Annotated in this window: 24 protein-coding genes and 1 pseudogene; 12 read left to right on the top strand and 13 right to left on the bottom strand. The window is 66.6% G+C overall.

The annotated features are described in order from the left end of the window. Positions 1 to 23: 23 nt before the first annotated feature. The gene (locus SFA35_RS13175; RefSeq protein WP_320570971.1) at positions 24 to 443 is read right to left on the bottom strand and encodes a helix-turn-helix domain-containing protein; all 420 of its coding nucleotides are present in this window, start codon (positions 441 to 443) and stop codon (positions 24 to 26) included. A 129-nt stretch (positions 444 to 572) separates the two neighbouring features. On the opposite strand from SFA35_RS13175, the gene SFA35_RS13170 reads away from it, so the two are divergent. Both SFA35_RS13170 and SFA35_RS13165 read left to right on the top strand, forming a co-directional pair. Further along, entirely contained in the window at positions 573 to 1,340 is a 768-nt protein-coding gene (locus tag SFA35_RS13170; RefSeq protein ID WP_320570970.1) for an SDR family oxidoreductase, read from the top strand. Positions 1,341 to 1,379: 39 nt separating this feature from the next. Further along, a complete protein-coding gene (locus SFA35_RS13165; RefSeq protein ID WP_320570969.1) occupies positions 1,380 to 2,225 on the top strand; it encodes an NAD(P)-dependent oxidoreductase in 846 nt (281 codons plus the stop codon). Between the two features lie 67 nt (positions 2,226 to 2,292). Here the strand turns inward: SFA35_RS13165 and SFA35_RS13160 are convergent, their stop codons facing one another. From SFA35_RS13160 to SFA35_RS13145, 4 genes are all read right to left on the bottom strand, one after another. Continuing rightward, positions 2,293 to 3,591, bottom strand: a complete 1,299-nt coding sequence (locus SFA35_RS13160; RefSeq protein WP_320570968.1) for a sorbosone dehydrogenase family protein — start codon at positions 3,589 to 3,591, stop codon at positions 2,293 to 2,295. After that, positions 3,588 to 4,016, bottom strand: a complete 429-nt coding sequence (locus SFA35_RS13155; RefSeq protein ID WP_320570967.1) for a DUF2231 domain-containing protein — start codon at positions 4,014 to 4,016, stop codon at positions 3,588 to 3,590. The genes SFA35_RS13160 and SFA35_RS13155 overlap by 4 nt, the downstream gene beginning before the upstream one ends. 116 nt (positions 4,017 to 4,132) lie before the next feature. Continuing rightward, complete coding sequence (locus SFA35_RS13150; RefSeq protein WP_320570966.1) at positions 4,133 to 5,521, bottom strand: hypothetical protein; 1,389 nt, start codon at positions 5,519 to 5,521, stop codon at positions 4,133 to 4,135. A gap of 87 nt (positions 5,522 to 5,608) precedes the next feature. Then, positions 5,609 to 5,803 (bottom strand): DUF2986 domain-containing protein, encoded by a 195-nt coding sequence (locus tag SFA35_RS13145; protein ID WP_320570965.1) that lies wholly within the window; start codon positions 5,801 to 5,803, stop codon positions 5,609 to 5,611. Positions 5,804 to 6,073: 270 nt separating this feature from the next. Between SFA35_RS13145 and SFA35_RS13140 the strand changes: the two genes are divergently transcribed. After that, complete coding sequence (locus SFA35_RS13140; RefSeq protein WP_320570963.1) at positions 6,074 to 7,291, top strand: GGDEF domain-containing protein; 1,218 nt, start codon at positions 6,074 to 6,076, stop codon at positions 7,289 to 7,291. A gap of 1,017 nt (positions 7,292 to 8,308) precedes the next feature. Here the strand turns inward: SFA35_RS13140 and yfcF are convergent. The 5 genes and pseudogenes from yfcF to SFA35_RS26730 all read right to left on the bottom strand — a co-directional run. Next, positions 8,309 to 8,932 (bottom strand): glutathione transferase, encoded by a 624-nt coding sequence (gene yfcF, locus SFA35_RS13135; protein ID WP_320570960.1) that lies wholly within the window; start codon positions 8,930 to 8,932, stop codon positions 8,309 to 8,311. 115 nt (positions 8,933 to 9,047) lie between these two features. Further along, entirely contained in the window at positions 9,048 to 11,045 is a 1,998-nt protein-coding gene (locus tag SFA35_RS13130; protein WP_320570959.1) for a U32 family peptidase, read from the bottom strand. A gap of 95 nt (positions 11,046 to 11,140) precedes the next feature. After that, complete coding sequence (locus SFA35_RS13125) at positions 11,141 to 11,515, bottom strand: RidA family protein (protein ID WP_320570958.1); 375 nt, start codon at positions 11,513 to 11,515, stop codon at positions 11,141 to 11,143. A gap of 116 nt (positions 11,516 to 11,631) precedes the next feature. Next, a complete protein-coding gene (locus SFA35_RS26735; RefSeq protein WP_414058545.1) occupies positions 11,632 to 12,336 on the bottom strand; it encodes a methyl-accepting chemotaxis protein in 705 nt (234 codons plus the stop codon). A 198-nt stretch (positions 12,337 to 12,534) separates the two neighbouring features. Beyond that, positions 12,535 to 13,242 (bottom strand): annotated as a pseudogene (locus tag SFA35_RS26730) (MCP four helix bundle domain-containing protein); the annotation flags it as partial. Positions 13,243 to 13,451: 209 nt separating this feature from the next. Here SFA35_RS26730 and SFA35_RS13115 point away from each other — a divergent pair. The 5 genes from SFA35_RS13115 to SFA35_RS13095 all read left to right on the top strand — a co-directional run bounded on the left by SFA35_RS13115 (position 13,452) and on the right by SFA35_RS13095 (position 16,268). Next, positions 13,452 to 13,808: a hypothetical protein gene (locus SFA35_RS13115; protein WP_320570956.1), complete on the top strand. Its 357-nt coding sequence runs from the start codon at positions 13,452 to 13,454 to the stop codon at positions 13,806 to 13,808. A 96-nt stretch (positions 13,809 to 13,904) separates the two neighbouring features. Then, positions 13,905 to 14,222: a hypothetical protein gene (locus SFA35_RS13110; RefSeq protein ID WP_320570955.1), complete on the top strand. Its 318-nt coding sequence runs from the start codon at positions 13,905 to 13,907 to the stop codon at positions 14,220 to 14,222. A gap of 98 nt (positions 14,223 to 14,320) precedes the next feature. Further along, a complete protein-coding gene (locus SFA35_RS13105) occupies positions 14,321 to 15,016 on the top strand; it encodes an AzlC family ABC transporter permease (RefSeq protein WP_320570954.1) in 696 nt (231 codons plus the stop codon). After that, positions 15,013 to 15,330: an AzlD domain-containing protein gene (locus tag SFA35_RS13100; protein WP_320570953.1), complete on the top strand. Its 318-nt coding sequence runs from the start codon at positions 15,013 to 15,015 to the stop codon at positions 15,328 to 15,330. Before SFA35_RS13105 ends, SFA35_RS13100 begins: the two co-directional genes overlap by 4 nt. A gap of 41 nt (positions 15,331 to 15,371) precedes the next feature. After that, positions 15,372 to 16,268: a LysR family transcriptional regulator gene (locus SFA35_RS13095; RefSeq protein ID WP_320570952.1), complete on the top strand. Its 897-nt coding sequence runs from the start codon at positions 15,372 to 15,374 to the stop codon at positions 16,266 to 16,268. Here SFA35_RS13095 and SFA35_RS13090 read toward each other — a convergent pair. Next, on the bottom strand, positions 16,265 to 17,698 hold the full coding sequence (locus tag SFA35_RS13090) for an aldehyde dehydrogenase family protein (RefSeq protein ID WP_320579006.1): 1,434 nt from the start codon (positions 17,696 to 17,698) through the stop codon (positions 16,265 to 16,267). The genes SFA35_RS13095 and SFA35_RS13090 overlap by 4 nt on opposite strands. Before the next feature lie 497 nt (positions 17,699 to 18,195). Between SFA35_RS13090 and SFA35_RS13085 the strand changes: the two genes are divergently transcribed. After that, complete coding sequence (locus SFA35_RS13085) at positions 18,196 to 18,465, top strand: DUF6124 family protein (RefSeq protein ID WP_320570951.1); 270 nt, start codon at positions 18,196 to 18,198, stop codon at positions 18,463 to 18,465. 13 nt (positions 18,466 to 18,478) lie between these two features. Here the strand turns inward: SFA35_RS13085 and SFA35_RS13080 are convergent, their stop codons facing one another. Together SFA35_RS13080 and SFA35_RS13075 are read right to left on the bottom strand one after the other, a co-directional pair. Next, the gene (locus SFA35_RS13080; RefSeq protein ID WP_320570950.1) at positions 18,479 to 18,904 is read right to left on the bottom strand and encodes a GNAT family N-acetyltransferase; all 426 of its coding nucleotides are present in this window, start codon (positions 18,902 to 18,904) and stop codon (positions 18,479 to 18,481) included. Positions 18,905 to 18,948: 44 nt separating this feature from the next. Continuing rightward, positions 18,949 to 19,728, bottom strand: a complete 780-nt coding sequence (locus SFA35_RS13075; RefSeq protein ID WP_320570949.1) for a phosphatase PAP2 family protein — start codon at positions 19,726 to 19,728, stop codon at positions 18,949 to 18,951. Positions 19,729 to 19,987: 259 nt separating this feature from the next. Here SFA35_RS13075 and SFA35_RS13070 point away from each other — a divergent pair, with 259 nt between their 5' ends. From SFA35_RS13070 to SFA35_RS13060, 3 genes are all read left to right on the top strand, one after another. Continuing rightward, positions 19,988 to 21,004 (top strand): iron ABC transporter substrate-binding protein, encoded by a 1,017-nt coding sequence (locus tag SFA35_RS13070; protein WP_320570948.1) that lies wholly within the window; start codon positions 19,988 to 19,990, stop codon positions 21,002 to 21,004. A 74-nt stretch (positions 21,005 to 21,078) separates the two neighbouring features. Further along, a complete protein-coding gene (locus SFA35_RS13065; protein WP_414058544.1) occupies positions 21,079 to 22,581 on the top strand; it encodes an ABC transporter permease in 1,503 nt (500 codons plus the stop codon). Further along, positions 22,578 to 23,657, top strand: a complete 1,080-nt coding sequence (locus SFA35_RS13060) for an ABC transporter ATP-binding protein (protein ID WP_320570946.1) — start codon at positions 22,578 to 22,580, stop codon at positions 23,655 to 23,657. Before SFA35_RS13065 ends, SFA35_RS13060 begins: the two co-directional genes overlap by 4 nt. Positions 23,658 to 23,765 lie beyond the last annotated feature (108 nt).

Here is a 23,765-nt window from a genome sequence, read left to right as displayed (position 1 = left end):
CGGCTGGCGGTTCAGCCTGAACCTCAGCGGGCTTCCAGCCGCTGCTCATAAGCTCGCCGCGCCGCCTCGATGTCATCGCGGTGGCGCTCGGCCCACAGCCAAACCCCGCAAAACGCCTGGCCCAGGCTCATGCCCATCGCGGTCAGCTGGTACTCCACCCGCGGCGGTACCTGCGGGTACACCGTGCGCAACAGCAGGCCGTCGGCCTCCATCTGGCGCACGGTGCGGGTCAGCATTTTCTGGCTGACCTCGCCGACCCGCGCCGCCAATTGCGTGAAACGCAGGCAGCCGTGTTCGGCGAGGGCCTCGATCACCAGCATGGTCCACTTGTCGGCAATCCGGCCAATGATTTCGCGCACCAGTCGTTCCAGCTGCGGGTCGCTGGCCTGGCCGCCGTGGGGCCAGGGCGCCGGGCCGCTGGCAGGTTGCAGAGGGTGGGGCATGGTTGATGGTTTCCTGCAGGTCAGTAAGGCACTTTTCGGCGCCTACTTCCCGTCGGCGCCGGTGGACTCTATGGTAGATCAAGTCGCTGCGCACCGGCGCGGCCTCTGCAACTCACATGGGAGACTACGATGCAAACCACAGGCAATACTCTGCTGGTAACCGGCGGCGGCAGCGGTATCGGTCGCGCCCTGGCTGAAGCGTTCCTTGCCCTGGGCAACCAGGTGATCATCGCCGGGCGCCGCGAAGCCCTGCTGCAACAGGTGGCCCAGGCCAACCCGGGCCTGCACTACGTGGTGCTCGACACCAGCGATGCGGCCGACAGCCAGCGCGGTGTCGAACGACTGCTTGCCGACTACCCGCAACTCAACGCCGTGATCCACTGCGCTGGCATCATGCGTGGTGAAAGGCTGGTCGACGGCCCCACCGAACTGGAAGCCACGGTGGCGACCAACCTGATCGGCCCGATCCGCCTGGATGGCCTGCTGCTGCCGCACTTTCTCAAGCAACCCCACGCCGCCATCGTCACCGTGTCGTCGGGCCTGGCCTTCGTGCCGCTGGCCCTGACCCCCAGCTACTGCGCAACCAAGGCGGCCGTACATTCCTACAGCCAGTCGCTGCGCTACCAGCTCAAGGACACGGCGGTAAAGGTCCACGAACTGGCGCCGCCCTATGTGCAGACCGAGTTGATGGGCCAGCGCCAGGCCAACGACCCGCACGCCATGCCGCTCAAGGCGTTCATCGACGAAGTCATGGGTATCTTCAAGGCCCAGCCCGATGCCGAGGAGATTCTGGTGGAGCGGGTCAAACCGCTGCGCTTTGCCGAGGTCAATGGTGGGTACGCCGAGTTTTTCCGCAACTTCAATGACCAGATGGCCGCCGCGCGGGCAGGGGAGTGATACCGGCCTGGGGCGCGCTGCCACCTCCGGGGGCAAGGCATGAACAGCATTGCAGTGATATCCATGGGCGAGATGGGTGCCGGCATCGCCGGCCTGTTGGTGAGCAACGGCGCGCGGGTGCTGACCTCGCTGGGCGGGCGCAGCGCCGCCAGCCTGGCCCGGGCCGAGGCGGCGGGGGTGGAGGTACTCGACGAGCGTTCGATGGTCGAGCAGGCAGACCTGCTGTTGTCGATCGTGCCACCCGCCGTGGCCGGCGAGGTGGCGCAGCGCTTGCTGCCGCTGCTCGAGCAGGCGGTGCAGCCCCCCACCTATCTGGACTGCAACGCTATCGCCCCGCAGACACTGCTGGCGCTGGCCCAGCCCTTTGTGCAGCGCGGCCTGCCGTTCGCCGATGCCGGCATCATCGGGCCTAGCCCCAAGGTCGGCGGCGGCAGCCCGCGCTTCTACCTCGCCGGAAACGTCGACAATGCCTGCGAGCAACTGCGGGCGCTGGGCCTGGACGCGCGGCGAGTGTCGGGGGAACTGGGCGACGCCTCGGCCCTGAAAATGGCCTACGCCGGTATCACCAAGGGCTTGCAGGCCCTGGGCAGCGCCATGGCCCTGGGCGCTGCGCGCCACGGCGGGCAGGACCTGCTGCTGGCCGAGCTGCAGGCCAGCCAGCCGGCGTTGTACGGATGGCTGGCCAGGCAGCTGCCGTCGATGTACGCCAAGGCCTATCGCTGGGATGGCGAGATGCACGAGATAGCCAGGTTTGTGGCGCCTGAGGCGGGTGCGGCGCAGATGTACGAAGGCGCCGCCGAGTGGTACGGGCAGGTTGCCGAGAGCTGGAAGCAAGGGGCCGACAGCGAGATCATCGCGGCGCTGGAGCGTTTTACCCGGGGCTGACGCCAGACCTGGCCGGCCTTGAGAACATTCGGGGGCATACCCCCGAGTGTCCCAGGTCGGCTGTCGATTACGGCTTGGGCACCACCCGCCACACCGTATTGGACAGGTCATCGGCAATGATCAGCGCACCGCGTGGGTCGACGGTCACGCCGACTGGACGGCCGCGGGTCTTGCCGTCATCACCGCGAAAACCGGTGGCGAAGTCCACCGGCTCGCCGGCCGGCACGCCATTGCTGAACGGCACGAAGATGACCTTGTAGCCCACCGGATGCTCGCGGTTCCAGCTGCCGTGCTCGCCGACGAACACCCCGTCGGCGAATTTCGCGCCCATGGCGGGGATGGAAAAATCCACCCCCAGCGCAGCGACGTGGGAACCCAGGCTGTAGTCCGGCTTGATGGCCGAGGCCACCTTGGCCGGGTCCTGGGGTTGCGCGCGGGTGTCGACGTTCTGGCCCCAGTAACTGTAGGGCCAGCCGTAGAACGCGCCTTCCTTGACCGAGGTCAGGTAGTCGGGCACCAGGTCCGGACCCAGCTCGTCACGTTCGTTGGCCACCGCCCACAACTTGCCCGTGCCGGGCTGCACTTTCAGTGCAGTGGGATTGCGAATGCCAGTGGCGTAGGGTTTGTAGGCGCCGGTCTGGGCGTCCACCTGCCAGACCCTGGCGCGGTCGATCTCGACCTCCATGCCGCGCTCGGTGATGTTGCTGTTCGAGCCGATGCCCACGTACAGGGTCTTGCCGTCGGCGCTGATGGCCAGCGACTTGGTCCAGTGGTGGTTGATCTGCGAAGGCAGGTCGGTGAGTTTGGTCGGCGCTGCGGTGGCCCTGGTCTGGCCGTCGCTGTAGTCGAAGCGCAGCAAGGCATCCTGGTCGGCCACGTACAGATGGCCGTTGGCGTAGGCCAGCCCATAGGGCGCGTTGAGGTTGTCGGCGAACACTGTCCGGGTTTCGTACACACCGTCGCCGTCGGCGTCGCGCAGCAGCGTCAGGCGATTGCCGCCCTTGACCGGGCTGGTGCCACGAGCCTTGACCAGCGAGGCGATGACATCCTTGGGCTTGAGCTGTGCTTCGCTGCCGCCGCGGCCTTCGGAAACGATGATGTCGCCGTTGGGCAGCACCAGTGTCTGGCGCGGAATCAGCAGGCCGGTGGCGATGGCGCTGATGCTGTAGCCCGGCGGCACCGATGGCGTCTGGTTGCCCCAGGCAGTCGGGTCGGCGATCTTCATGATGGGCAGCAGGCCGCGCTGGGCCTCGGGCATCTTCGGGTCCGGGCCATGGGCCTCGGTGCTGTCGCCCTCATTGCCGCAGGCGGCCAGCAGCAAGGCGACACTCAGGACGCTCAGGGTTGGCAGAATGGACTTGTTCATTGCACCCCCTGCGCACGAAGGCGGGTCAGGCCGACCCAGGTGGCGAGCATCACCAGCACCGTGGCGACCGCCGACATCACCAGCCCGGCCGGCATCACCGCCCAGGCGTCCTTGCCATGCTCGAACGAGCCGACCAGCCCGGCGATCCAGGCCACCAGCAGCAACAGGAAGTAGGCGGCGGGCCGTCCGCCCTTGTGCGAGGCCCGAACCAGGTTGACCAGGGCGTACAGCAGGGCCAGGCCACTGAACAGCTCACCGCCGGCCAGCAGCCACGCCGCGAAGTTGCTCCATTGGCTCTGGTAAGTCTTGTAGTAGGTGATGTCGCTGAGCAGGGCGCCGAGAAACAACGGCACCCCGCCGGCCAGCAAGGTGGCGTGCAACGGGCCGGGCAGGTAGCGGTAATCGGGGAGGGTCTGGACCGTCATGAGGGTTCCTTTTTCGTTTCTCACCCCGGGCGAGCGGCCCGGGGTGTGCTGACTGGGCATAGAAAACGATCATGACACCACAGGATTAGTTCAACCCCGCTACCGCCGCTGGGGGCTCACCAGAACCAGAAGGGCAGGTATTTGGGCGTCGGCTCCACGGCCAATTCCTGGTGATAGCTGATGGTGTTGATCAGAAACGCATCCAGGGCCAGGAAGCTCGCCAGGCCGAAGATGACCAGCAGGGCTTCACGCCAGGGATGAGTCGCCCAGTACCGCGCCAGGCCATAACGCCCCAGGGCCAGCAGGGTGCAACTGAACAGTACCCCGGCCGTATTGGGCTGCAGCGGGTGGTCGGCCCAGAGGTTGTACAGATGCACCGCTGCCAGTAATGCCAGGCCGATGACCGGAAGGTGCCAGCAAAAGCGCAGGAAGCCTTCACGCGCGCGGCTGAACAGGGCGCTGCGGTCAACGAAGATATAGGCTGCCAGCAAGCCGATGGCCGGGGCGATGGACAGCACGTAGCGATTCTTTTTGGAGTCCGGGATGGTGAACAACAGCAACAACGTCACCACCCAGACCGCGAGATGGAACAGCAAGGCGGCGTCGCCATGCCGTGGCGCGCGCCAGAGCGTCCAGCCCGGCGTTGCCGTGGCTTTGCCCGCCAGCTTGCCGACCACATACACGGCGTAGAAGGCGCTCACGCCATAGGTCGCCAGCCCCGCCGTGAAATAGAAGTAATAGCGTGACGAGTGGACATTGGACACACGGCCGAGCCCCTGCATCTCCAGCACGTGGTCGACGAATGGCTGCCCACCTTCAACCCAGGCCGCCCAGACCAGCAAGGCAACGCCCAGTGCCAGCATCGCCCCTGCGCCCAGCAGCAGCACCGCCAGGCGCCGCCACTGCTGGCTCAAGCTGTAGTAGGTGGCGATCACCAGGGTCGGGCCGATCAGGCCGACCGGCCCGCGAAAGGCGAACCCCAGGGCCAGGGCCAGCATCACCAGGTGCAGACGCGGGCGCACCTGCTGCATATCGGCGCTGTACACCAGATAGAAGCAGGCCACCGTGACCAGAGCCGGGTAGACGTCCAGGGCGTAATAGGTCACGCCATCGACGAACGACCAGCTGAACAGGGTGAACAACACCCCGAATACGCCCCAGCGCTTGTCATGCAAGGCGCCCAGTTTGTACACCAGCACCAGGATCAGCGCCGCCGCCAGGCAAAAGGGCAAGCCCATCGAGAGGATCGACACGCGCCCGAATGGCAGCGACGCCAGGTATTGCAGCAGGGTATTGGCAATGGTGTAGTCGGGGTAGGGCTGCAGGTCATCGGCAATCGGAAACAGCGTGAGGCCGTGATGCAACGCGTATTGCGTGAAGTCGACGAAGCGGGTGGTGTAGTTCAGGATGGCCGGTTTGTACTGCATCAGCAGCAGTGCCAGCAGGCTGAACAGGAAGATGCTGCAAGCGGGACGGTCAACGACCTCGCGGGTCAAACGGTTCATGCGCAGTGCGTCCAGGCAAAAAAAACGCACGGTAGCATGGGGGTCCAGTCGGCCGGCTGAACCCGCCTTGAACCAAAAGTGCGCAGGTCACTGAGGCTCTAGGAGAGGCCCCTGCGCAGTTGTGCGGGCGAACGCATCCTCGGCTACCCCTGCTTCGGCCTGCGCCTCGAGCTTGGCCCGATCCGCCTTGCTGACGTAGCGCTCCTTCTTCGGCGCCAGCTTGGCACTGGCCTTTTTGGCGTGAGCTTGCAGCAGCTGTTTGATCTTCTTGCGACGGTTCATGGTGGTTCGACTCGATCGGTTCTGGCGAAAAGTGGTCTGACGCCTGCAGGCGTTGGCGTACCCGGCCCGGAAAAAATCGCACCCTACCATCATGCGTGGCCGGTGTCCGCAAAAGCAGCCGTCAGGCCTGACGTGACCAGTGGTGTCAGGCGACCCTGGCCCGCGCCGATACAGGGAGTCACGGCGTTACGCGTGTCCCTTGATCGGATGATGGCACTAAAACATCATTGGGGCTGTCATACTCGCCTCAACCTGCTGATCCGGTGCCGCATGCTTGTTCCCGCTCTACAACCTCCTGGTTTCAACGACCCCCAGCTGCTGGCCGAGGTCGAGCGCACCATCACGTCCGGCGTGCGAAGCTTGCGCTTCAGTGAGGAGCTGGAAGCGCGCTACGAGGCCGACACCCACAAGCGCCGCCTGCATTTCATCACGGCGGTCGGGATCGGCGGCGCGCTGATCTACAACCTGTTTCTGATCAGCGACTGGCTGGTGCTGAACGACATGTTCACCTACGTGGCGCTGGGCCGCTTGTGCCTGATCACGCCGATGTTCATCGTCCTGCTGCTGCTGGGGCCGCGGCTCAAGTCGCGGCGCGCGCTGGAAACTGTCGCCACCTTCGGCACCGTGACCTGCTCGGTGATGCCGCTGGTGGTGATGATCTACAGCGACAGCCCGTATCGGCTGCAGTACCAGCTGGGGATGCTGCTGATCATGGTGTATGGCGCGATGATCCAGCAGCTGCCGTTCCGTTTTACCCTGGTGGCCTTGCTCAGCATGTTGCCAATCCAGCTGCTGACCACTTACCTCGCGCACTACGCGGACATCGTCAACTGGCAGTCCAACGCCGTGTTCTATGTGTCGGCGGTGCTGCTGCTGTTGATGGCCTCATGGTTTCTCGAGCGCGGCACGCGGCTGAGCTACCTGTATGCGCTGCGCGGTCGCCTGCTGCATGAGCAACTGGCCGCCATCGCTCGCACCGACGCGCTGACCCTGCTGTACAACCGCCGCTACCAGGGCGAGGTACTTGAAGCCATCTGGCAGCACGCGGCGCGCACGCGGACCCAGGTGGCGGCGATCCTGCTGGATATCGACTATTTCAAGGTCTACAACGACAGCTATGGCCACCCCCAGGGCGACACCTGCCTCAAGGAACTGAGCCGGGTGATCCAGCGCGTCGCTCGGGAACGCGGGGCGATGGCGTTCCGCTTTGGTGGCGAAGAGTTCCTGCTGCTGATGACCGACATCGACGCCCGCCAGGCGACCGCCACCGGTGAAGCGCTGCGCGGCGCCGTGGCGGCGCTGGGCATCCCGCACCCGGTGCTGGGCGAGGGCGCCCGCGTGACCATCAGCCTGGGCGTGGCGGCCACCCTGGCGCCCCAGGCCAGCGCCGAAGAGCTGATCAGCGCCGCCGACAGCGCCCTGTACGCCGCCAAACGCGCCGGCCGAGACTGCCTGCGCAGCGCCTGGCCGGAGCGGGTGGGCGGGTGAGGGGCAGGGCGGCGCTGGCGCATGTCTGGAGGTTCAATAGGGCGGCCTATCGCGGGCTTCGCGCGCTCCTACGGTTGTTTCGGGCGCATGCATCCATTTGATGTTCCACGATAGACCGCCAAGCACCAAGGCGGTCATAGGAATCTGCCAGGAACGGCACGCTCGAAACAAACGTGGGGAGCGCGCGAAGCCCGCGATAGGCCGCGCGGGCGGCCGCTGGTGGCCATATTGGACATTCCGCCAGGCACCAGGAAGATCACACCGGCCTGGCGGCCTCTCGGGGTCTGCGACCCCTCCCACTTTGATCGCGAATCCCTTGTGGGAGGGGGCGAAGACCCCGAGAGGCCGCCAGGCCGGTCTTGAGACTCAATCATGGCCGCCACCGGCCGCCCGCGCGGCCTATCGCCAGCTTCGCCGGCTCCTACATTTGCTTCGAACGTGCCGTTCCAGTGGCATTACCTATGAGCGCCTTGGTGCATGGCGGTCTGTCGTCGAACATCAAGAGCGGTCATAGGCGATGCCACTGGATGCATATAAATCGAAACAGATGTAGGAGCCGGCGCAGCTGGCGATAGGCCGCGCGGGCGGCCGCTGGTGGCCATATTGGACATTCCGCCAGGCGCCCGAAGATCAAACCGGCCTGGCGGCCTCTCGGGGTCTGCGACCCCTCCCACTTTGATCGCGAATCCCTTGTGGGAGGGGGCGAAGACCCCGAGAGGCCGCCAGGCCGGTCTTGAGACTCAATCAAGGCCACCACCGACCGACCGCGGCCTTATCGCGGGCTTCGCGCGCTCCTACGGTTGTTTCGGGCGCGTGCATCCAGCAACCGTCACCTATGACCGCCCTGAACTCCAAAAGCGAACTGGATGCATATAAATCGAAACAGATGTAGCCGGCGTAACTGGCGAGCGAAGCAACCCTGAACAGCAGGCTTGATTGGCCATGGGCCGCGATACCAGCGATCCGCTCGGGCACCGAGGTGATGCCCTCGCCAGCTGCGCCGGCTACAACGGTCTGCTATAGCGCTGGCCTTTCAAGGCGCAGCCACTCGCGCACTGACGGCCGCTGCCACTGACGCTGGGCATAGGCCGCCAATGCTGCGGGCACCGGGTCGCCGTTGAGGATCAGCCGATTGAGCATCAGCGCCAGATCGAGGTCGGCAATCGACCATCGTTCAAACAGATATTCGCGCCCGGCATCTAGCAGGCGTTCGGCAAGCGCGAGCAGCTTGGCCGCCGCCTTGGCCGCTTCGGCCGACAGGGGCGCTGCGCGCACCCCGTAGAACACGACCAGGGTCGAGCGTTCCTCGCGCAAGGGCTGCAAGTCACTGCGCAGCCAGGCCTGCAGTTGTCGCGCCCTGGCTCGCTGCAGCGGATCCAGCGGGTACACCGGCACGGCAGGAAAACGATCCTCAAGGTATTCGGTGATGGCGGAGGACTCCGATAGCGCGAAGTCGCCCTGCAGCAGCATCGGCACGCGACAGGTCAGCGACAGCCGGGCATAGGCGGGCGCCTGATGCTGCCGCTGGTCAAGATCCAGAGTGTGCAGGTCGAAGTCCAGACCTTTCTCGCGCAGCGCGACAAACACCGACAGCGCATAAGGGCTGGTGAACTGGGCATCGACATATAGGCAGAGGTTCATGGCGCGATCCTTGGGGGGCGGGCGTGAACCTTTCTACCGTTTGTGGCGGGAAAAATAAAAGTCGCATGAAGCATGGGGCCATTCCTGGCGAGAATGGCCCCCCGGCCACGCCAACCTAGTGCGGCGCGCGCACGATGGTCTTGAGCAGGTCTTCAGGGCTGATGTGCCCCACCACATGCTTGACGCTGCCCGGTTGCGGCAGGTCGAGGATGTGGCCCTTCATCTTGCCAATCACGTGCATTTCGCACGGCTTGCAGTCGAACTTGAGGGTCAGCACCTCGTCGCCGTGCACCAGCTGCATCGGCTCGACCTTGGTGCGCACGCCGGTCACGCCCTTGGCCTGCTTGGGGCACAGGTTGAAGGAGAAGCGCAGGCAGTGCTTGGTGATCATCACCGGCACATCGCCGGTTTCCTCGTGGGCCTCATAGGCCGCGTCGATCAGCTGCACGCCGTGGCGGTGGTAGAAATCGCGGGCCTTCTGGTTGTAGACGTTGGCCAGGAACGACAGGTGCGATTCCGGGTACACCGGCGCTGGCACCGTCGCGGCCTTGCGCGACCCGCGCGGGTGGGCCAGCACCCGAGCGGCGTCGAGCGCTTCGATGGCTTCGCGGCGCAGCGTCTTGAGCTGCGAGTTGGGGATGAAGAACGCCTGTGGCGCCTCCAGGCGAATGTCGGTGGCGTGGTAGGCGGTGTTGCCCAGTTGGCCGAGCAGGTCCTGCAGCTGCTCCAGCGCCTGGGCCGGCTTGTTGGCCGCGCCGAACGGGCCGGCGAGGGTGGCGCTGGCGCTGATGCCTTCTTCGCTGGTGGCCGTCAGCTGCAGCTGCTGCTCGCTAAGCCGCGCGACCCAGGTCAGGCCGATGCGGCGTTCGGCCGAGGTGCGCTGCAGCGCCTGTTGCCAGTTGTGGTCCAGGTTGCGGTTGAGCGGCTGCTGCGGGCGCACCCGCTGCAACGCCGGCGGCATCTCGTTGGGCTCGACGCGGTAGCGGTAGCGTGGCGCGCCGTCTTCCTCGTACTCGCCCTGGGCCTGCACGATGTTGGCGCGAAAGCCCACCACTTCGCGCTTGATCAGCACGTTGAGGCCGTCACCGTTGGACAGCGGCTGCTCGGTGACCACCTGCAGGTGACGCTTGCCCACCGCCTCGACCACACCCACCGGCAGGCCGGTGAAGGTCGGCGTGTCGAAGGCGCCGATGTCGATCTTGCGCTCGCTGACGAAGTAGTCGGTGCTGCCGCGGTGGAAGGTCTTGTCCGGGTCGGGCACGAAGAAGTGCGCGGTCCGCCCGCTGGAAGCGCGGGCCAGGTCCGGGCGGTCTTCAAGCACGGCGTCCAGGCGCTGGCGGTAGTAGGCGGTGATGTTCTTCACATAGCCCATGTCCTTGTAGCGGCCCTCGATCTTGAACGAGCGCACCCCGGCCTCGACCAGCGCGCGGATGTTGGCGCTCTGGTTGTTGTCCTTCATCGACAGCAGGTGCTTCTCGTAGGCGACCACGCGGCCCTGGTCGTCCTTGAGGGTGTAGGGCAGGCGGCAGGCCTGCGAGCAGTCGCCGCGGTTGGCGCTGCGCCCGGTGTGGGCGTGGGAAATGTTGCACTGACCGGAAAACGCTACACACAGCGCGCCATGGATGAAGAACTCGATGGCCGCCTCGGTTTCGTCGGCGATCGCGCGGATTTCCTGCAGGTTGAGCTCACGGGCCAACACCAGCTGCGAGAAACCGGCCTGGTCGAGGAACCGGGCCCGGGCCAGGGTGCGGATGTCGGTCTGGGTGCTGGCGTGCAGTTCGATCGGCGGGATGTCCAGCTCCATGACGCCCAGGTCCTGCACGATCAGCGCATCGACACCGGCATCGTACAGCTGGTGGATCAGCTGGCGCGCCGGCTCCAGCTCGTTGTCGTGGAGGATGGTGTTGATGGTGGTGAACACCCGCGCATGATAGCGCCGGGCGAACTCCACCAGGCGGGCGATATCGGCCACTTCGTTGCAGGCGTTGTGGCGCGCGCCAAAGCTGGGGCCGCCGATGTAGATGGCGTCGGCGCCGTGCAGGATGGCCTCGCGGGCAATCTCAACGTCGCGCGCGGGGCTGAGCAGTTCCAGCTGGTGTTTGGGTAGGGACATGGGCAATGGTCGGATCGGTCACGGTCGAGCCGACCATTGTAGCCGAACCACTCTAGCCGTGAATGGCCAGCGACGAAAAGTTCAGGCCAGGGCGCTCAGCCCTGCGCGGCCATCGCCGTGACTTCCACGCGCATGCCGGGCACTGCCAGCGCCGCCACGCCGACGGCCGCGCGCACCGGCCAGGGCTTGGCGAAAAAACGTTGGTACACCGCGTTGAAGGCGGCGCGCTCGTTGATATCGGTCAGATAGATGGTCAGGTGCAGCACCCGCTCCAGGGAGCTGCCGGCGCGTTCGAGGGCCACTTTCAAAGCTTGCAGGGTGCATTCGCTCTGGGCGGTGATGTCGCCCAGTTCAAGGCTGCCGTCGGCGCGGGTCGGAATCTGTGTCGACACCAGGATGCCGTTGAAGCTGGCGACATCGGAAGAGATCGAGTCGGCGTCGGGGTCGGGCAGGAATACGGGATCAGTCATGAGAGGCAGGCCTTGCTCGGTGAGGTTGAACAACCGGGCCGGCCAAGGTGCCGCAGCGCAGGGCGCGCGTCAACCCGCAGGCCTTGGGGCAGGGCATAGCCCCGCCCCGGCGCCAATCAGACGCGGAACCGCGCCACCAGCTGGTTGAGGTTCACCGCCAGCTTCGACATCTCGCCGCAGGCACTGGCCGTCTGGCTGCCGGCGGCGGCGCTGTGGGCCGACAGGTCGCGGATGCTGGTGAGGTTGCGGTCCACTTCGCGGGCCACTTGGGCCTGTTCTTCGGCGGCCGTGGCAATCAGCAGGTTGCGCTCGTTGATCTGGTTGATCGCTTCGCTGATCTGCTTGAGCGAGGCATCGGCGTTCTGCGCCACGGCGATGGAGTTGGCCGCCATGTCCTGGCTCAGGCTCATCGCGCTCACCGCCTGGTTGGAGTCGCCCTGGATGGCGCCGATCATCTGCTCGATCTCCTGGGTCGACTGCTGGGTGCGGTGCGCCAGGGCCCGCACTTCATCGGCGACCACGGCGAAGCCGCGGCCCTGTTCGCCGGCCCGGGCAGCCTCGATGGCCGCGTTGAGCGCCAGCAGGTTGGTCTGCTCGGCGATGGCGCGAATCACCTCCACCACCTTGCCGATGCCCTGGGCGCGGGTCGACAGGCTCTTGACCTGCTCGCCCGTCACCGCCACGTTGCCAGCCAGGCCTTCGATGGCTTTGAGGGTCTGGGCGACGTTGTCGATGCCGGTCAGGGTGTAGGCCGCCGACTCGCGGGAGGCCACCGAAGCGGCTTCGGCGTTGTGCGCCACCTCGTCCACGGCCGCACTCATCTCGGTGACCGCCGTGGCCGCCTGGTTGACTTCATCGTTCTGCCGCACCAGGCCCTTGCTGGCCTCTTCGGTCACGGCGGTCATTTCTTCGGAGGCCGAAGCCAGTTGGGTGGAGGAGTCGGCGATCTGGGCGATGGTGGCGCGCAGGTTGGCCTGCATGGTCGACAGCGCCGCCAGCAGCCGTCCGGCCTCGTCGCGGCCACTGAGCTGGATCTCGCGCGACAGGTCGCTGCTGGCGATGCGTTCGGCCACGGCCAGCGCCGAGTTGATCGGCGAGGCGATGCTGTGGGTCAGCAACACGGCCAGTACGATGGTCAGCACCAGCGCGGCGATCACCAGGCCGATCACCAAAGTCATGCCGCTGGAGTAGGCCTGGGCGGCGGCGAGGCCGGCCTCCTTGGCGCCGTCGTCGTTGTAGGCCTGCAGCTTGCCGATCTGCTCCATCAGGTTATTGGTCAAAGGGCGGATGCCACTGACGATGAGCGCGCCGGCTTCACTGTACTTGCCGGCCCGGATCAGCGGTTCGAACAGGTCCAGCTGCCTGCCGTAGGCCTCGCTGGTGGCCTTCACGGCCTGGTACAGGGCGCGGTCGTCGTCATTGGAAATCAATGGCTCATAGCCGGCCACGGCCTTGAAGTAGGCTGCGCGAAAGCCGCCGAAGGATGCCACCGACTCCTGCAGCACCTTGGCGTCGGTGCTGCCGGTCACGCGCTGGCTCTCCAGACGCAGGCGCAGGATGGTCTGGGTCATCAGGCCGGTCTGGCGCACGCTGGGCATCCAGTTGGTCTCGACGTCCTGCTCGGACTCGCGCAACTTGCCCATCTGCAAGGCCGCCACGGTGCCGAGGGCGAACACCACCAACACGATCAGAGAGAAAAACAGCGCTGCCCGTGGCGCAAGGTTCATGCTGCGAAGATTCATGAGTGCAAAGCCTGCTGCTGGAGACGCCGAGTGCGCGTCGATTCCCCGCTATCGGCCAGCAAAACGCGGCATTGAGTGGGCGACGACGAAAGGCAGTGGCGCCGGCAGGCGTCGGCTGGGCAGGCAAAATGATGGCCCCGCTGCCGATAAGGGACGACCAGAATCCGTCACCTTTCACTCGAAGAGCCCGCTCCATGCGATTGATCTTGCTCACTTTAGCCCTGGTCTCCTCAGTTTTGCTTACCGCCGGCTACGCCCACGCCGCCGGCGCTGCCAAGGCGGCGCAACGCCAGGACGCCGACCGCTACACCTGCAGCTGGGGCGCAGGCACTGCCGCCCGCGCCCAGGAATTGAAACTGGCCGGGGTGTCGCTGTATGCCGCTCGGCAGAAAATTCAGGCCTATTCCTTCGACCGCAGCTGGAAACGCATGCTGGCCATGCGCATCACCGAGCAGACCTACGACAGCCCGTCGCGCTACAAGGCCGAGGCGGTGCGCCAGGTGTTCTACCAGGACTGCGTGAAGTACAAGAACCGCACCGCGGCCCGCTGAGGTCATCGAAATTGCCGGTTTTCACGGGCACTGTATGCATGTACAGTATCCGGGTCAATCAGCGATTCCGGTGAATCTTTGCGGGAGGAAGGCGATATGCGCAGGCTTTTAAAACTATGGACCGCCGTTGTCTCGGCGGCCTTCGTCATGCTCGGGGCGGCCCTGGGCGGGGTCGGTCTGGTGGACTTCACTGGCATGCTGGCCATCGCCGTGGTGCCCCAGGTGATCTTGCTCTGGTGGGGGCAGTGGCCAGAAGTGCCCTATGCCCTCGAAGACCGCCTCATCGAGTGGTACCACAGTGCCCTGGCGCGCGACTGGCCGCGCCTCAGCTGGCCCAAGGCGCGCACCGACACCCTGTACGGCTGGAGCCTGGCCAAGGCCTGCGCCAGTTGGCGCCAGCTGCCATGGCGATGACCGGCAAGGGCTGACACGGCTGCAAATTTGTTCAAGACATCCGGCGCAAAGTCGTGGATCATCCTCGGCCTTCCAAGAAACAGCTGGCGTGTCGAACAATGCAATCCTCTCCTGCAAGCCTGGCGTTTGGCCGGGGTGCCATGGCGGTGCTGCCGCTGTCCTTCGCCTGTGCGCCCTGGGGGTTGCTGGTCAGTTCGCTGGCCATCGGCGCCGGCTTCACACCCGTCGAGGGGCAGGGCCTGTCCGCCATCGTCTTCGCCGGCGCGGCCCAGCTGGTGGCCATCGGCATGGTCAAGGGCGGTGCGAGCCTGCTGTCGATCTTCGTCACCACCTTGCTGCTGACTTCCCAGCACCTGCTCTATGCCATGCACATGCGCCCCTGCATTGCGCCATTGCCCTCGCGCTGGCGGGTAGGGCTGGGTTTTCTGCTGACCGACGAGTTCTTCGCCCTCAACAGCCACCAGAACGCCCGCGGCTTCGACCGCTGGTACGCGCTGGGGGTGGGGCTGACCTTCTATGTCGCCTGGAACCTCTTTACCCTGGCCGGCATCGTGCTGGGCCGCAACATTCCCAACCTGGAATCCCTGGGGCTGGAGTTTTCCATCGCCGCCACCTTCGTGGCCCTGGTCACGCCGCTGGTCAAGTCGCTGCCGGTGCTGATCTGCGTGGCCGTCTCGCTGGGCTGCTCGGTGTGGCTGAGCTGGCTGGGCCTGCAATCGGCGCTGGTGGTCTCGGGGCTGGCCGGGATGGTCGCGGGCTTTTCGGCCAAGTGCCTGATGGAGCGCAGGGCATGATCTTCGTCGTCATCTTCGGCATGGGCGCCATCTTGCTGTTCAACCGCTACCTGTTCCTCGAACCGCGCCTGCCGGTGCGCCTGGGCCAGCGCGCGCGGGACTTTCTCGGCTTCGCCGTGCCCGGCATGCTCACCGCCATCGGCGGGCCGATCATCTTTTTGCCGGGGCATCAACTTGACCTGTCGCTGCTCAACCCCTACCTGCTGGCGGCGGTGTGCACCGTGATACTGATGCTGCTGACCCGCCGCGTGCTGACCAGCGTGGTGTTGAGCGTGGCGCTGTTCTACCTGCTGCGCTGGTGGCTGCCAGGCTGAAGCCGCCGCCGATTGATGGATTGATGTGAAAGGGCAAGACCATGCTCAGAACCGTAGCCGACCTCGACCTGCGCCTGTTGCGCATCTTCAGCGTGGTGGTGCAATGCCAAGGCTTCAGCGCCGCGCAGGCGCAGCTCAACATGAGCCAGTCGAGCATCAGCATGCACATCTCGGCGCTGGAGAAACGCCTGGGGTACCGCCTGTGCGAGCGCGGCAAGAGCGGCTTCAGCGTCACCGAAAAGGGCCAGCGCATCCTGGCCGCGAGCGCCACGCTGTTCGCTGCCGCCGACGCCTTTCGCGACCAGGCACAAGCCCTGACCGGGCGGCTGGTGGGCGAAGTGCGCCTGGGGCTGACCGACAACATCGCCACCTTGCCCAGCGCCCACATCGACGCCGCCATCGCCCGCTTCTATGAGCGCGCGCCGGACACCCAGCTGCACCTGCACGTCGACTCGCCGCCGCAACTGGAACAACGGGTGATCGACGGGCAGCTGGACCTGGCGGTGTCGTACTTCAACCGCACGCTGCCCAGCCTGGACTACCAGCCGCTGTACCGCGAGGCGATCGGCGTGTTCTGCGGGGAGGGCCACCGGCTGTACGCGGCGGCCCAGGTCGACCGCGCGCAACTGCAGGCCGCCGACTGGATTCGCCATGGTTTCCTGCTGCCCGGCGAGCCTTTGCCGTTGACCCCGCAACGCAGTTCGGCCAGCGCCCAGCACATGGAGGCGGTGGCCCATGCGCTGCTGGCCGGCACCCACCTGGGCTACCTGCCGCTGCACTATGCCCAGGGCTGGGTCGGCTCGGGCCGCCTGCGCGAGCTCGAGCCGGCGTCACTGCGCTACGACGTTGAGCACCGCCTGATCACCCGGGTCGGCCAGGCGCCCAGCGAAGCGGTGCGCGCCTTCATCGCCGACCTGCAGGCGGTGCACCCCGGCTAGCCGAGGCAGCGGGTCACGTGCTTGACCGACTGATACGCCGCCAGGCCCCAGGGGCCGAGTTCGCGACCGATGCCGCTGGCCTTGGTGCCGCCCCAGGAGGTTTCGACGAACACCGCCTGGACCGAGTTGATCCACACATGGCCGACCTGCAAGGCAGCGGCCACCCGTTGCGCGCGGGCCAGGTCCTGGCTGACCACGGTGGCCACCAGGCCGAAGCGGCTGTCGTTGGCCAGGGCGATGGCCTCGGCCTCGCTGGTGAAGCGTTGGGTGCACAGCACCGGGCCGAAGATTTCCTCGCGCCACAGTCGGCTGCTGGCCGGCACGTCGGCATACAAGGTGGGCGCCACGAACCAGCCCGGCCCCTGGCCGACTGCGCCGCCACTCAGGCAGCGCAGGCCTTCGGCCTGGGCCAGCGCGAAATACTCGGCCACCTTGTGCCACTGCGCCGCGCTGCTCAGTGGGCCCATGTCGACCTCGCCCGCCATGGGGTTGCCCACCCGCAGCGCGGCGAACGCCACGGCCAGGCGCGCGTGCAGGGCGTCGGCAATGGCCTCGTGCACCAGCAGGCGCGAGGTGGCCGAGCACATCTGCCCGGCGTTCCAGGTGATACCGGCCACCACCCACTGCACCGCCTGATCAAGGTCGCTGTCCTCGAACACGACAATGGCCGATTTGCCGCCCAGCTCCAGGGTCACCGGTCGGCAGTGCGGCGCGGCGCTGCGCATCACCAGGCTGCCCACGGCATTGCTGCCGGTGAACGACAGCTTGTCCAGGCCGGCGTGTTCGCTCAGGGCGCTGCCCACTTCGCGGGCGCCGTTGACGATGTTCAGCACCCCGGCGGGCAGGCCGATGGCCTGGGCGATGCGGCCATAGGCCTGTTCGATCAGGGGGGTGACCTCCGATGGTTTCAGCACCAGGGTGCAGCCCGCCGCCAGGGCCGGGGCGATCTTCCAGGCGCTGGTCACCAGCGGGAAGTTCCACGGCACCACCAGCCCGACCACGCCCAGCGGTTCGAATCGGGTGTGGGCGACGAAGCCCGCTACCGCCAGTGGCACCGGCTGGTCCTGACGGGCATCGAGCCCCTCGGCGAGGTCGGCGTAATAGTTGAAGGTGGCCACGGCGTCGTCGATATCCACGCAGGCTTCGTGCTCGGGCTTGCCGTTGTTGCGCATTTGCAGGGCCAGCAGGTCGGCGCGCTGTTGCTCGACCCTCCCGGCCATGGCGCGCAGGTACCCGGCACGCTGCTGGCCGGTGAGGGCGCTCCAGGCGGGCAGTGCCGCGCGGGCGGCGGCAACCGCCTGGTCGACCTGGACCACGCTGGCGGCGCGCAGCTCGGCGAAGGCGCTGCCGGTGCTGGGGTCGAACACGCTGAGGGTCTGCAGGCCTTGGCCCCCGACCCAGTCGCCGTCGATGAAATGGCCGGTGGTCAGGTCGGTTGTTTTTATCATGGTTGCAGCTCCGCAGGCTTGGACAAGGAGCGCGATGGTAAGGGCGGCGATGCATCAGGCTGAATACCGATCACTTGAGGCTGACATCAGGAAAAATTGATGTATCCGGCTCAGCTGCGTGCACGATTGTCGGACCCATCTCGCTGTGTTTGTGGGAAATCAGACTATGCGCTGTAGGACGTTTCTGATTCTGCGCGATACCCTGCCGGCCGCCTTGTCGCTCCCCGGGTGATGGGATAGTTTCCCTCGGTCGCTGGCATTCAGCGGCCGGGTTTAGTCGCCCGATGAGATAGGTATGCAAAGCAACCGTCGTTGCCTTCGGCCGCCCTGGCGCCCGCTGGCCAGCCATGGTGGCTGTGCGCGGGAGGGCTTCGGCCCTGCCGGTTTTTTGCTGCCTTCTGCCGGTCGACTAACCTGCGCACAGCCGCCACCCAACCTTTCGCACGGGCGCGGCTTCACCGCTTCCCTGGAGTAAGCGCATGGACACTGCAAGCAGCCCCCTGACTCAAGCCATCCCCTTTGGCCGCGGCCCCAATGGCGAAATGCTTTTTGTGGTACAGCCCGGCATCCCCATCGACACCGCCTTGACCCACGCCAGCGAACTGCTCGACTGCGTGGGCGCCGTGGTCTACGAATCGGCCAGCAACGCCAGCGAAGAATTCCGCCCGCTGGCGCGCTCGGCGGTGTACCAGCTCGAGGCGATCCGGGCGCTGTTGCTCGCTTCGCTCAACGCCCTGGCGGCGCGCTGAGGGCCTGGCGCCTTTACACCAGACGCTTCTGGTAATAAAAGCGCTGACGCCCCGGTGGAAAATCCTCCAGCTGGCCAAAGCGGCTGAAGCCCTGCTTCTCGTAGAAGCCGGGCGCCTGAAAGCTGAAGGTGTCCAGCCAGATCCCCACGCACCCCTTGTCACGTGCCAGCTGTTCGGCCATCTGCATCAGGCGCGCGCCCATGCCTTGCCCACGGGTCTGCTCCGGCACGGCCAGCAGTTCGATGAACAACCAGCGGTAGAACACTTCGCCCCACAAGCCGCCTTGCACTTCGTCGCTGTGCTCGTCGCGCACCAGCAGGGCGAAGGATTCGGCCTGGGGGTCGCCGGCCTGGGCCCGGTTGTGGGCGCGCAGGGGCTTGAGGATGGCCGAGCGATCGGCCTCGGTGGGGTCGTTGCGGATCTCCAGACGCACTGGCATGGCTATTCCCTTAGTGGATGAAGCGCGGTATGCGCCCGGGGAGTCTAGCGTCCAAATGCTCGCGGCCCATAGAACAACCCGGCCAGCAGGGCCATGCAGAACCACACCAGCACTGCGGACCACAGGGTGTGCGACAGCAGGTGCCAGCCCTGCAGCGTGCGGATCGCGCCCGTCGCGGCGCCGAGCAGGAGGATGGCCAGCAGCAGCCAGCGGGCCGGCTGCCAGCCGTTGCAGCGGCTGGCAAAATACAGGCTTAACAGGTTGAAACCGGTGGCGGCGTGGCCGCTGGGCCAGCAGCGCCCGCGAGCGGGCGCGTGCCACAAGGAAAAGCTCTGGAACCAGCGCCCGTAGGCGGCGTGCCCGCCATAGCGGGCCATCTCGACCGGGCACTCGACACCCGTGTGCAGCTTGCACAACTGCACCAGCCAGGTGCCCACGGCGAACGCGGTCACCACGTAGAGAAAATCACGCCGATAGGCCCTCAGCCCCGCCAGCGGGTTGGCCAGACCTCGCGGCTGCCAGCTGCCGAGCCAAGCCAGACCAAGGCCGAGCATGGCGGCCTTTTCCACGGCGTCGGGCAGCAGCCGGGTCCAGCGAAAGGTGATGTCGTGGAACAGGGCGCTTTGTTGTAACAGGAAGTGTCCGCTAGCGCCGTCGTACAGGGCGTCCGACACCCACAGGTCGAGGTCGCTCAGGTCGAATACCAGGAACACCAGCCCGCCGCACAGCAGCGGCCAACCGAGCAGGCGCAACAGTTGGCCGCAGTAGGCTGCGCGCCCTTGGGCCAGCGGCGACGGGGCGGGGAGTGCAGTCGCATCGTTCATGACAGGCCGCAGCAGGCAGGAGGGAGTAGCAGCAACATTAAGACTGCATTTGTGAAACAGCGGTGAACGGCATGTGAAATTTGAGCCCTTTCAGGGGATTACGTCCGTATTCGCCGAGCAGGTTCATGACATTTTTTTCACTTTGTCACGACTTCGGTTTGATTCGAGCGCCCCTACCGTACCAATCTTCTCGATAACGATTTGCATTCACCGCAGGTCGCGCCGTATTCACCCTAACCGCTCAGGAGCTGCAAACCGGATGATTTCCCCCTTCGCGTCTTACCTCAAGGTGACCCTGCTGACGGCCGCCATCGTTGGCAGCAGCCACGCCATGGCCGCCGCCAATGCCGATGGCATCGTGGTCTACAACGCTCAGCATGAAAGCCTGACCAAGGCCTGGGTCGATGGCTTCACCCGGCAGACCGGTATCAAGGTCACCCTGCGCAACGGCGATGACAGCGAGATGGGCAACCAGCTGGTGCAGGAGGGCAAGGCCTCCCCGGCCGACGTGTTCCTTACCGAAAACTCCCCGGCCATGGTCCTGGTCGACCGCGCCGGGCTGTTCGCGCCGCTGCCGTCGGCGACCCTGAGCCAGATAGGCAGCGCCTACCGACCGGCTCACGGCAACTGGACGGCGATTGCCGCGCGCTCCACCGTGTTCGTCTACAACAAGAGCAAGCTCAAGGCCAACGAACTGCCAGCCTCGCTGCTCGACCTGAGCAAACCCGAGTGGAAAGGGCGCTGGGCCGCCTCGCCAGCAGGTGCCGACTTCCAGGCCATCGTCGCCGCCGTGCTGCAACTCAAGGGCGAGCAGGCCACCCTCGACTGGCTCAAAGCCATGAAGGCCAACGCCAGCCTCTACCGCGGCAACAGTGCGGTGCTCAAGGCGGTCAACGCCGGGCAGGTCGACAGCGGGGTGATCTATCACTACTACCGTTTCGTCGACGGCGCCAAGACCGGCGAAAACAGCCGGAACACCGGCTTGCACTATTTCAAGCAGCAGGATCCGGGCGCCTTCGTCAGCGTCTCCGGGGCCGGCGTGCTGGCCTCCAGCAAGCACCCCGAGCAGGCCCAGGCCTTCGTCCAGTACGTCACCAGCCAGCAGGGCCAGGCGGTGCTGGAAACCGGCAATTCGTTCGAGTATGCGGTGGGCGAGGGTGCCCGCTCCAACCCGGCGCTGGTGCCCTTGAGCCAGCTAGACGCGCCGCTGGTCGACCCTTCGACCCTGGACAGCCGCAAGGTGGTCGAGCTGATGACCCAGGCCGGGTTGTTGTAGTGCCCCCGGCGGGTATCTGCGCGCCGCTGCCGGTTCGCCGGCAGCGGCATTTTCGTTCGCGGCCCGATCGCTGGCTGCGCCTGTGCGCAGTGGCCATCGCCTTGCTGGCCTTGCTGCCGCTCGGTTTCGTAGTGCTGGTGGCGGTGCAGAGCGGCTGGGACAGCCTGGTCAGCCTGGTCTGGCGGCCGCGGGTCGGCGAGCTGTTGGGCAATACACTGTGGCTGGTGCTGCTCACCGTGCCGCTATGCGTGGTGCTGGGCGTGGCGCTGGCCTGGCTGACCGAGCGCAGCGACCTGCCCGGCCGGCGCCTGTGGTCGTTGCTGGCCACTGCGCCAATCGCCGTACCGGCCTTCGTTCATAGCTACGCCTGGGTCAGCCTGGTGCCGGCCATGCACGGGCTGGGCGCCGCTGTGCTGGTCTCGGTGCTGGCCTATTTCCCCTTTCTCTATCTGCCGGCGGCGGCCGCCTTGCGGCGCATGGACCCGGCCCTGGAAGACGTCGCCCAGTCGCTGGGGCACAAGCCCTGGCCGGTGTTCCTGCGGGTGGTGCTGCCACAGCTGCGCGTGGCCATGCTCGGCGGCGGCCTGCTGGTGGCCCTGCATCTGCTGGCCGAATACGGCTTGTACGCGCTGATTCGGTTCGACACCTTCACCACGGCGATTTTTGATCAGTTCCAATCAAGCTATAACGGCCCCGCCGCAAACATGCTGGCCGGGGTGTTGGCGCTGTGCTGCCTGCTGTTGCTCGGGCTGGAAGCGACGGCCCGGGGCACTGCCCGTTACGCCAGGGTCGGCGCCGGCAGCGCGCGCCTGCAGAGTCCCAAGCGCCTGGGGCGGGCCGGGCGGTGGCTGGCGCAAGGGCTGATGGTGCTGACCGCCAGCCTGGCCCTGGGGGTGCCCTTGCTGACTTTGAGCCAGTGGCTGTGGGCCGGCGGCGGCGAGGTGTGGGGCGACCCGCAGCTGTGGCAAACCTTGCAGCAGACCCTGCTGCTGGGCTCGGGCGGGGCGCTGTTGACCACCGCCGCCGCCGTGCCGATCGCCTGGCTGTCGGTGCGCAAGCCCGGGCGCCTGCTGCGCGTGCTCGAGGGCTGCAATTACCTCAGCAGTGCGCTGCCGGGCATCGTCGTCGCCCTGGCCCTGGTAACCCTGACGGTGCATTACGCCCGGCCGTTGTACCAGACGCTGTTCACCGTGCTGGTGGCCTATGTGCTGATGTTCCTGCCGCGCGCGCTGGTCAGCCTGCGCACCGGCATTGCCCAGGCGCCGGTGGAGCTGGAAAACATCGCCCGCAGCCTGGGCCGCACGCCGGCCCAGGCACTGTGGTCGGTGACCCTGCGCCTGGCCGCGCCAGGGGCGGCGGCCGGCGCGGCGCTGGTGTTTCTGGCGGTGACCAACGAACTGACCGCGACCCTGCTGCTGGCGCCCAACGGCACCCGCACCCTGGCCACGGCATTCTGGGCGCGCACCAGCGAGATCGACTACGCCGCCGCAGCCCCCTATGCGCTGATCATGATGCTGCTGAGCCTGCCGCTCACGGCCATTCTCTACCACCAATCCAGACGAGCCGCCGGCCGATGAGTGCACTTGAAATCCTTGCAGTCCACAAGCAGTACGCCGGGCAGCCGGCCGTGGCAGACATCCGCCTGGCGGTCGCCAGCGGCAGCCGCACGGCCATTGTCGGGCCCTCGGGTTCGGGCAAGACCACCTTGCTGCGGCTGATCGCCGGCTTCGAGTTTCCCGACCAGGGCACCATCCGCCTGGCCGGGCGCACGTTGTTCGATGAGGCCACCGCGCTGCCGGCGCACCAGCGCCAGGTTGGCTATGTGCCCCAGGACGGCGCGTTGTTCGCCCACCTGAGTGTGGCCGACAATATCGGCTTCGGCCTCAGCGGATCGCGGCGGGCGCGGCGCCCGCAGGTGCAGGCGCTGCTGGAGCAGGTGTCCTTGGCCGCCAACCTGATCGACCGCTGGCCTCACGAACTGTCGGGCGGCCAGCAGCAGCGCGTGGCGCTGGCCCGCGCCCTGGCCCAGCGGCCTCGCCTGATGCTGCTGGACGAACCTTTCTCGGCCCTCGACACCGGCCTGCGCGCCAACCTGCGCAAGGCGGTGGCGCAGGTGCTGGGCGAGGCCGGCATCACCACCTTGCTGGTCACCCACGACCAGGCCGAGGCGCTGTCTTTCGCCGACCAACTGGCGGTCATGCGCAACGGCTGGCTGGTGCAGGCCGGCGACCCACAGGCGCTGTACCGGGCACCGGTGGACGAAGAAACCGCAGGGTTTCTCGGCGAGGCGATCATCCTGCCGGCCCAGGTGGCCGCCGGCGGGGCCGATTGCGCATTGGGCCGGGTGGCGGTTGGCGCTACAGCGCCGCCGGGGCCGGGGCGGCTGCTGTTGCGCGCCGAGCAGTTGTGCCTGGCCGAGGTCGGCGCGCCGGGCCAGGTGCTGAGCCTGGAGTTCAACGGCAGCCATTTCGGCGTTGAGGTACGGCTGGACGCCGGGCCGCTGTTGAGCCTGCGAGTGCCTAGCGCGGCTCAGGTGAGTGTGGGAGACCGGGTGCGGATCGGCGTGTCCGGCCAGGCGCATGTGTTCAACGCCAGGCTTGATCGGCCTTGGGCCGCGTTACCGTCAGATGATCCATCCCGGATAGCGAGGTAATGCCGTCGCCAGCTGCGCCGGCTTCTACGCGGGCCCGGTGTGCTGCGCACAGCGCGGCGCCGTAGATGGGGCGCACCTGCCACCTGTCCCCGTCAGGACAATGTTCGA

Origin of the sequence: Pseudomonas sp. HR96 (genome assembly GCF_034059295.1) — a bacterium.
Lineage (GTDB): Bacteria > Pseudomonadota > Gammaproteobacteria > Pseudomonadales > Pseudomonadaceae > Aquipseudomonas.
Note: the sequence above shows the minus strand (reverse complement) of the source record. Positions and strands in the feature narration are given on the sequence as shown.

Coding starts and splice junctions, on each gene's coding strand:
- SFA35_RS13175 (WP_320570971.1), bottom strand. CDS start 443: ATGCCCCACCCTCTGCAACCTGCCAGCGGCCCGGCGCCCTGGCCCCAC.
- SFA35_RS13170 (WP_320570970.1), top strand. CDS start 573: ATGCAAACCACAGGCAATACTCTGCTGGTAACCGGCGGCGGCAGCGGT.
- SFA35_RS13165 (WP_320570969.1), top strand. CDS start 1,380: ATGAACAGCATTGCAGTGATATCCATGGGCGAGATGGGTGCCGGCATC.
- SFA35_RS13160 (WP_320570968.1), bottom strand. CDS start 3,591: ATGAACAAGTCCATTCTGCCAACCCTGAGCGTCCTGAGTGTCGCCTTG.
- SFA35_RS13155 (WP_320570967.1), bottom strand. CDS start 4,016: ATGACGGTCCAGACCCTCCCCGATTACCGCTACCTGCCCGGCCCGTTG.
- SFA35_RS13150 (WP_320570966.1), bottom strand. CDS start 5,521: ATGAACCGTTTGACCCGCGAGGTCGTTGACCGTCCCGCTTGCAGCATC.
- SFA35_RS13145 (WP_320570965.1), bottom strand. CDS start 5,803: ATGAACCGTCGCAAGAAGATCAAACAGCTGCTGCAAGCTCACGCCAAA.
- SFA35_RS13140 (WP_320570963.1), top strand. CDS start 6,074: ATGCTTGTTCCCGCTCTACAACCTCCTGGTTTCAACGACCCCCAGCTG.
- yfcF (WP_320570960.1), bottom strand. CDS start 8,932: ATGAACCTCTGCCTATATGTCGATGCCCAGTTCACCAGCCCTTATGCG.
- SFA35_RS13130 (WP_320570959.1), bottom strand. CDS start 11,045: ATGTCCCTACCCAAACACCAGCTGGAACTGCTCAGCCCCGCGCGCGAC.
- SFA35_RS13125 (WP_320570958.1), bottom strand. CDS start 11,515: ATGACTGATCCCGTATTCCTGCCCGACCCCGACGCCGACTCGATCTCT.
- SFA35_RS26735 (WP_414058545.1), bottom strand. CDS start 12,336: ATGAGTGCGGCCGTGGACGAGGTGGCGCACAACGCCGAAGCCGCTTCG.
- SFA35_RS13115 (WP_320570956.1), top strand. CDS start 13,452: ATGCGATTGATCTTGCTCACTTTAGCCCTGGTCTCCTCAGTTTTGCTT.
- SFA35_RS13110 (WP_320570955.1), top strand. CDS start 13,905: ATGCGCAGGCTTTTAAAACTATGGACCGCCGTTGTCTCGGCGGCCTTC.
- SFA35_RS13105 (WP_320570954.1), top strand. CDS start 14,321: ATGCAATCCTCTCCTGCAAGCCTGGCGTTTGGCCGGGGTGCCATGGCG.
- SFA35_RS13100 (WP_320570953.1), top strand. CDS start 15,013: ATGATCTTCGTCGTCATCTTCGGCATGGGCGCCATCTTGCTGTTCAAC.
- SFA35_RS13095 (WP_320570952.1), top strand. CDS start 15,372: ATGCTCAGAACCGTAGCCGACCTCGACCTGCGCCTGTTGCGCATCTTC.
- SFA35_RS13085 (WP_320570951.1), top strand. CDS start 18,196: ATGGACACTGCAAGCAGCCCCCTGACTCAAGCCATCCCCTTTGGCCGC.
- SFA35_RS13080 (WP_320570950.1), bottom strand. CDS start 18,904: ATGCCAGTGCGTCTGGAGATCCGCAACGACCCCACCGAGGCCGATCGC.
- SFA35_RS13075 (WP_320570949.1), bottom strand. CDS start 19,728: ATGAACGATGCGACTGCACTCCCCGCCCCGTCGCCGCTGGCCCAAGGG.
- SFA35_RS13070 (WP_320570948.1), top strand. CDS start 19,988: ATGATTTCCCCCTTCGCGTCTTACCTCAAGGTGACCCTGCTGACGGCC.
- SFA35_RS13060 (WP_320570946.1), top strand. CDS start 22,578: ATGAGTGCACTTGAAATCCTTGCAGTCCACAAGCAGTACGCCGGGCAG.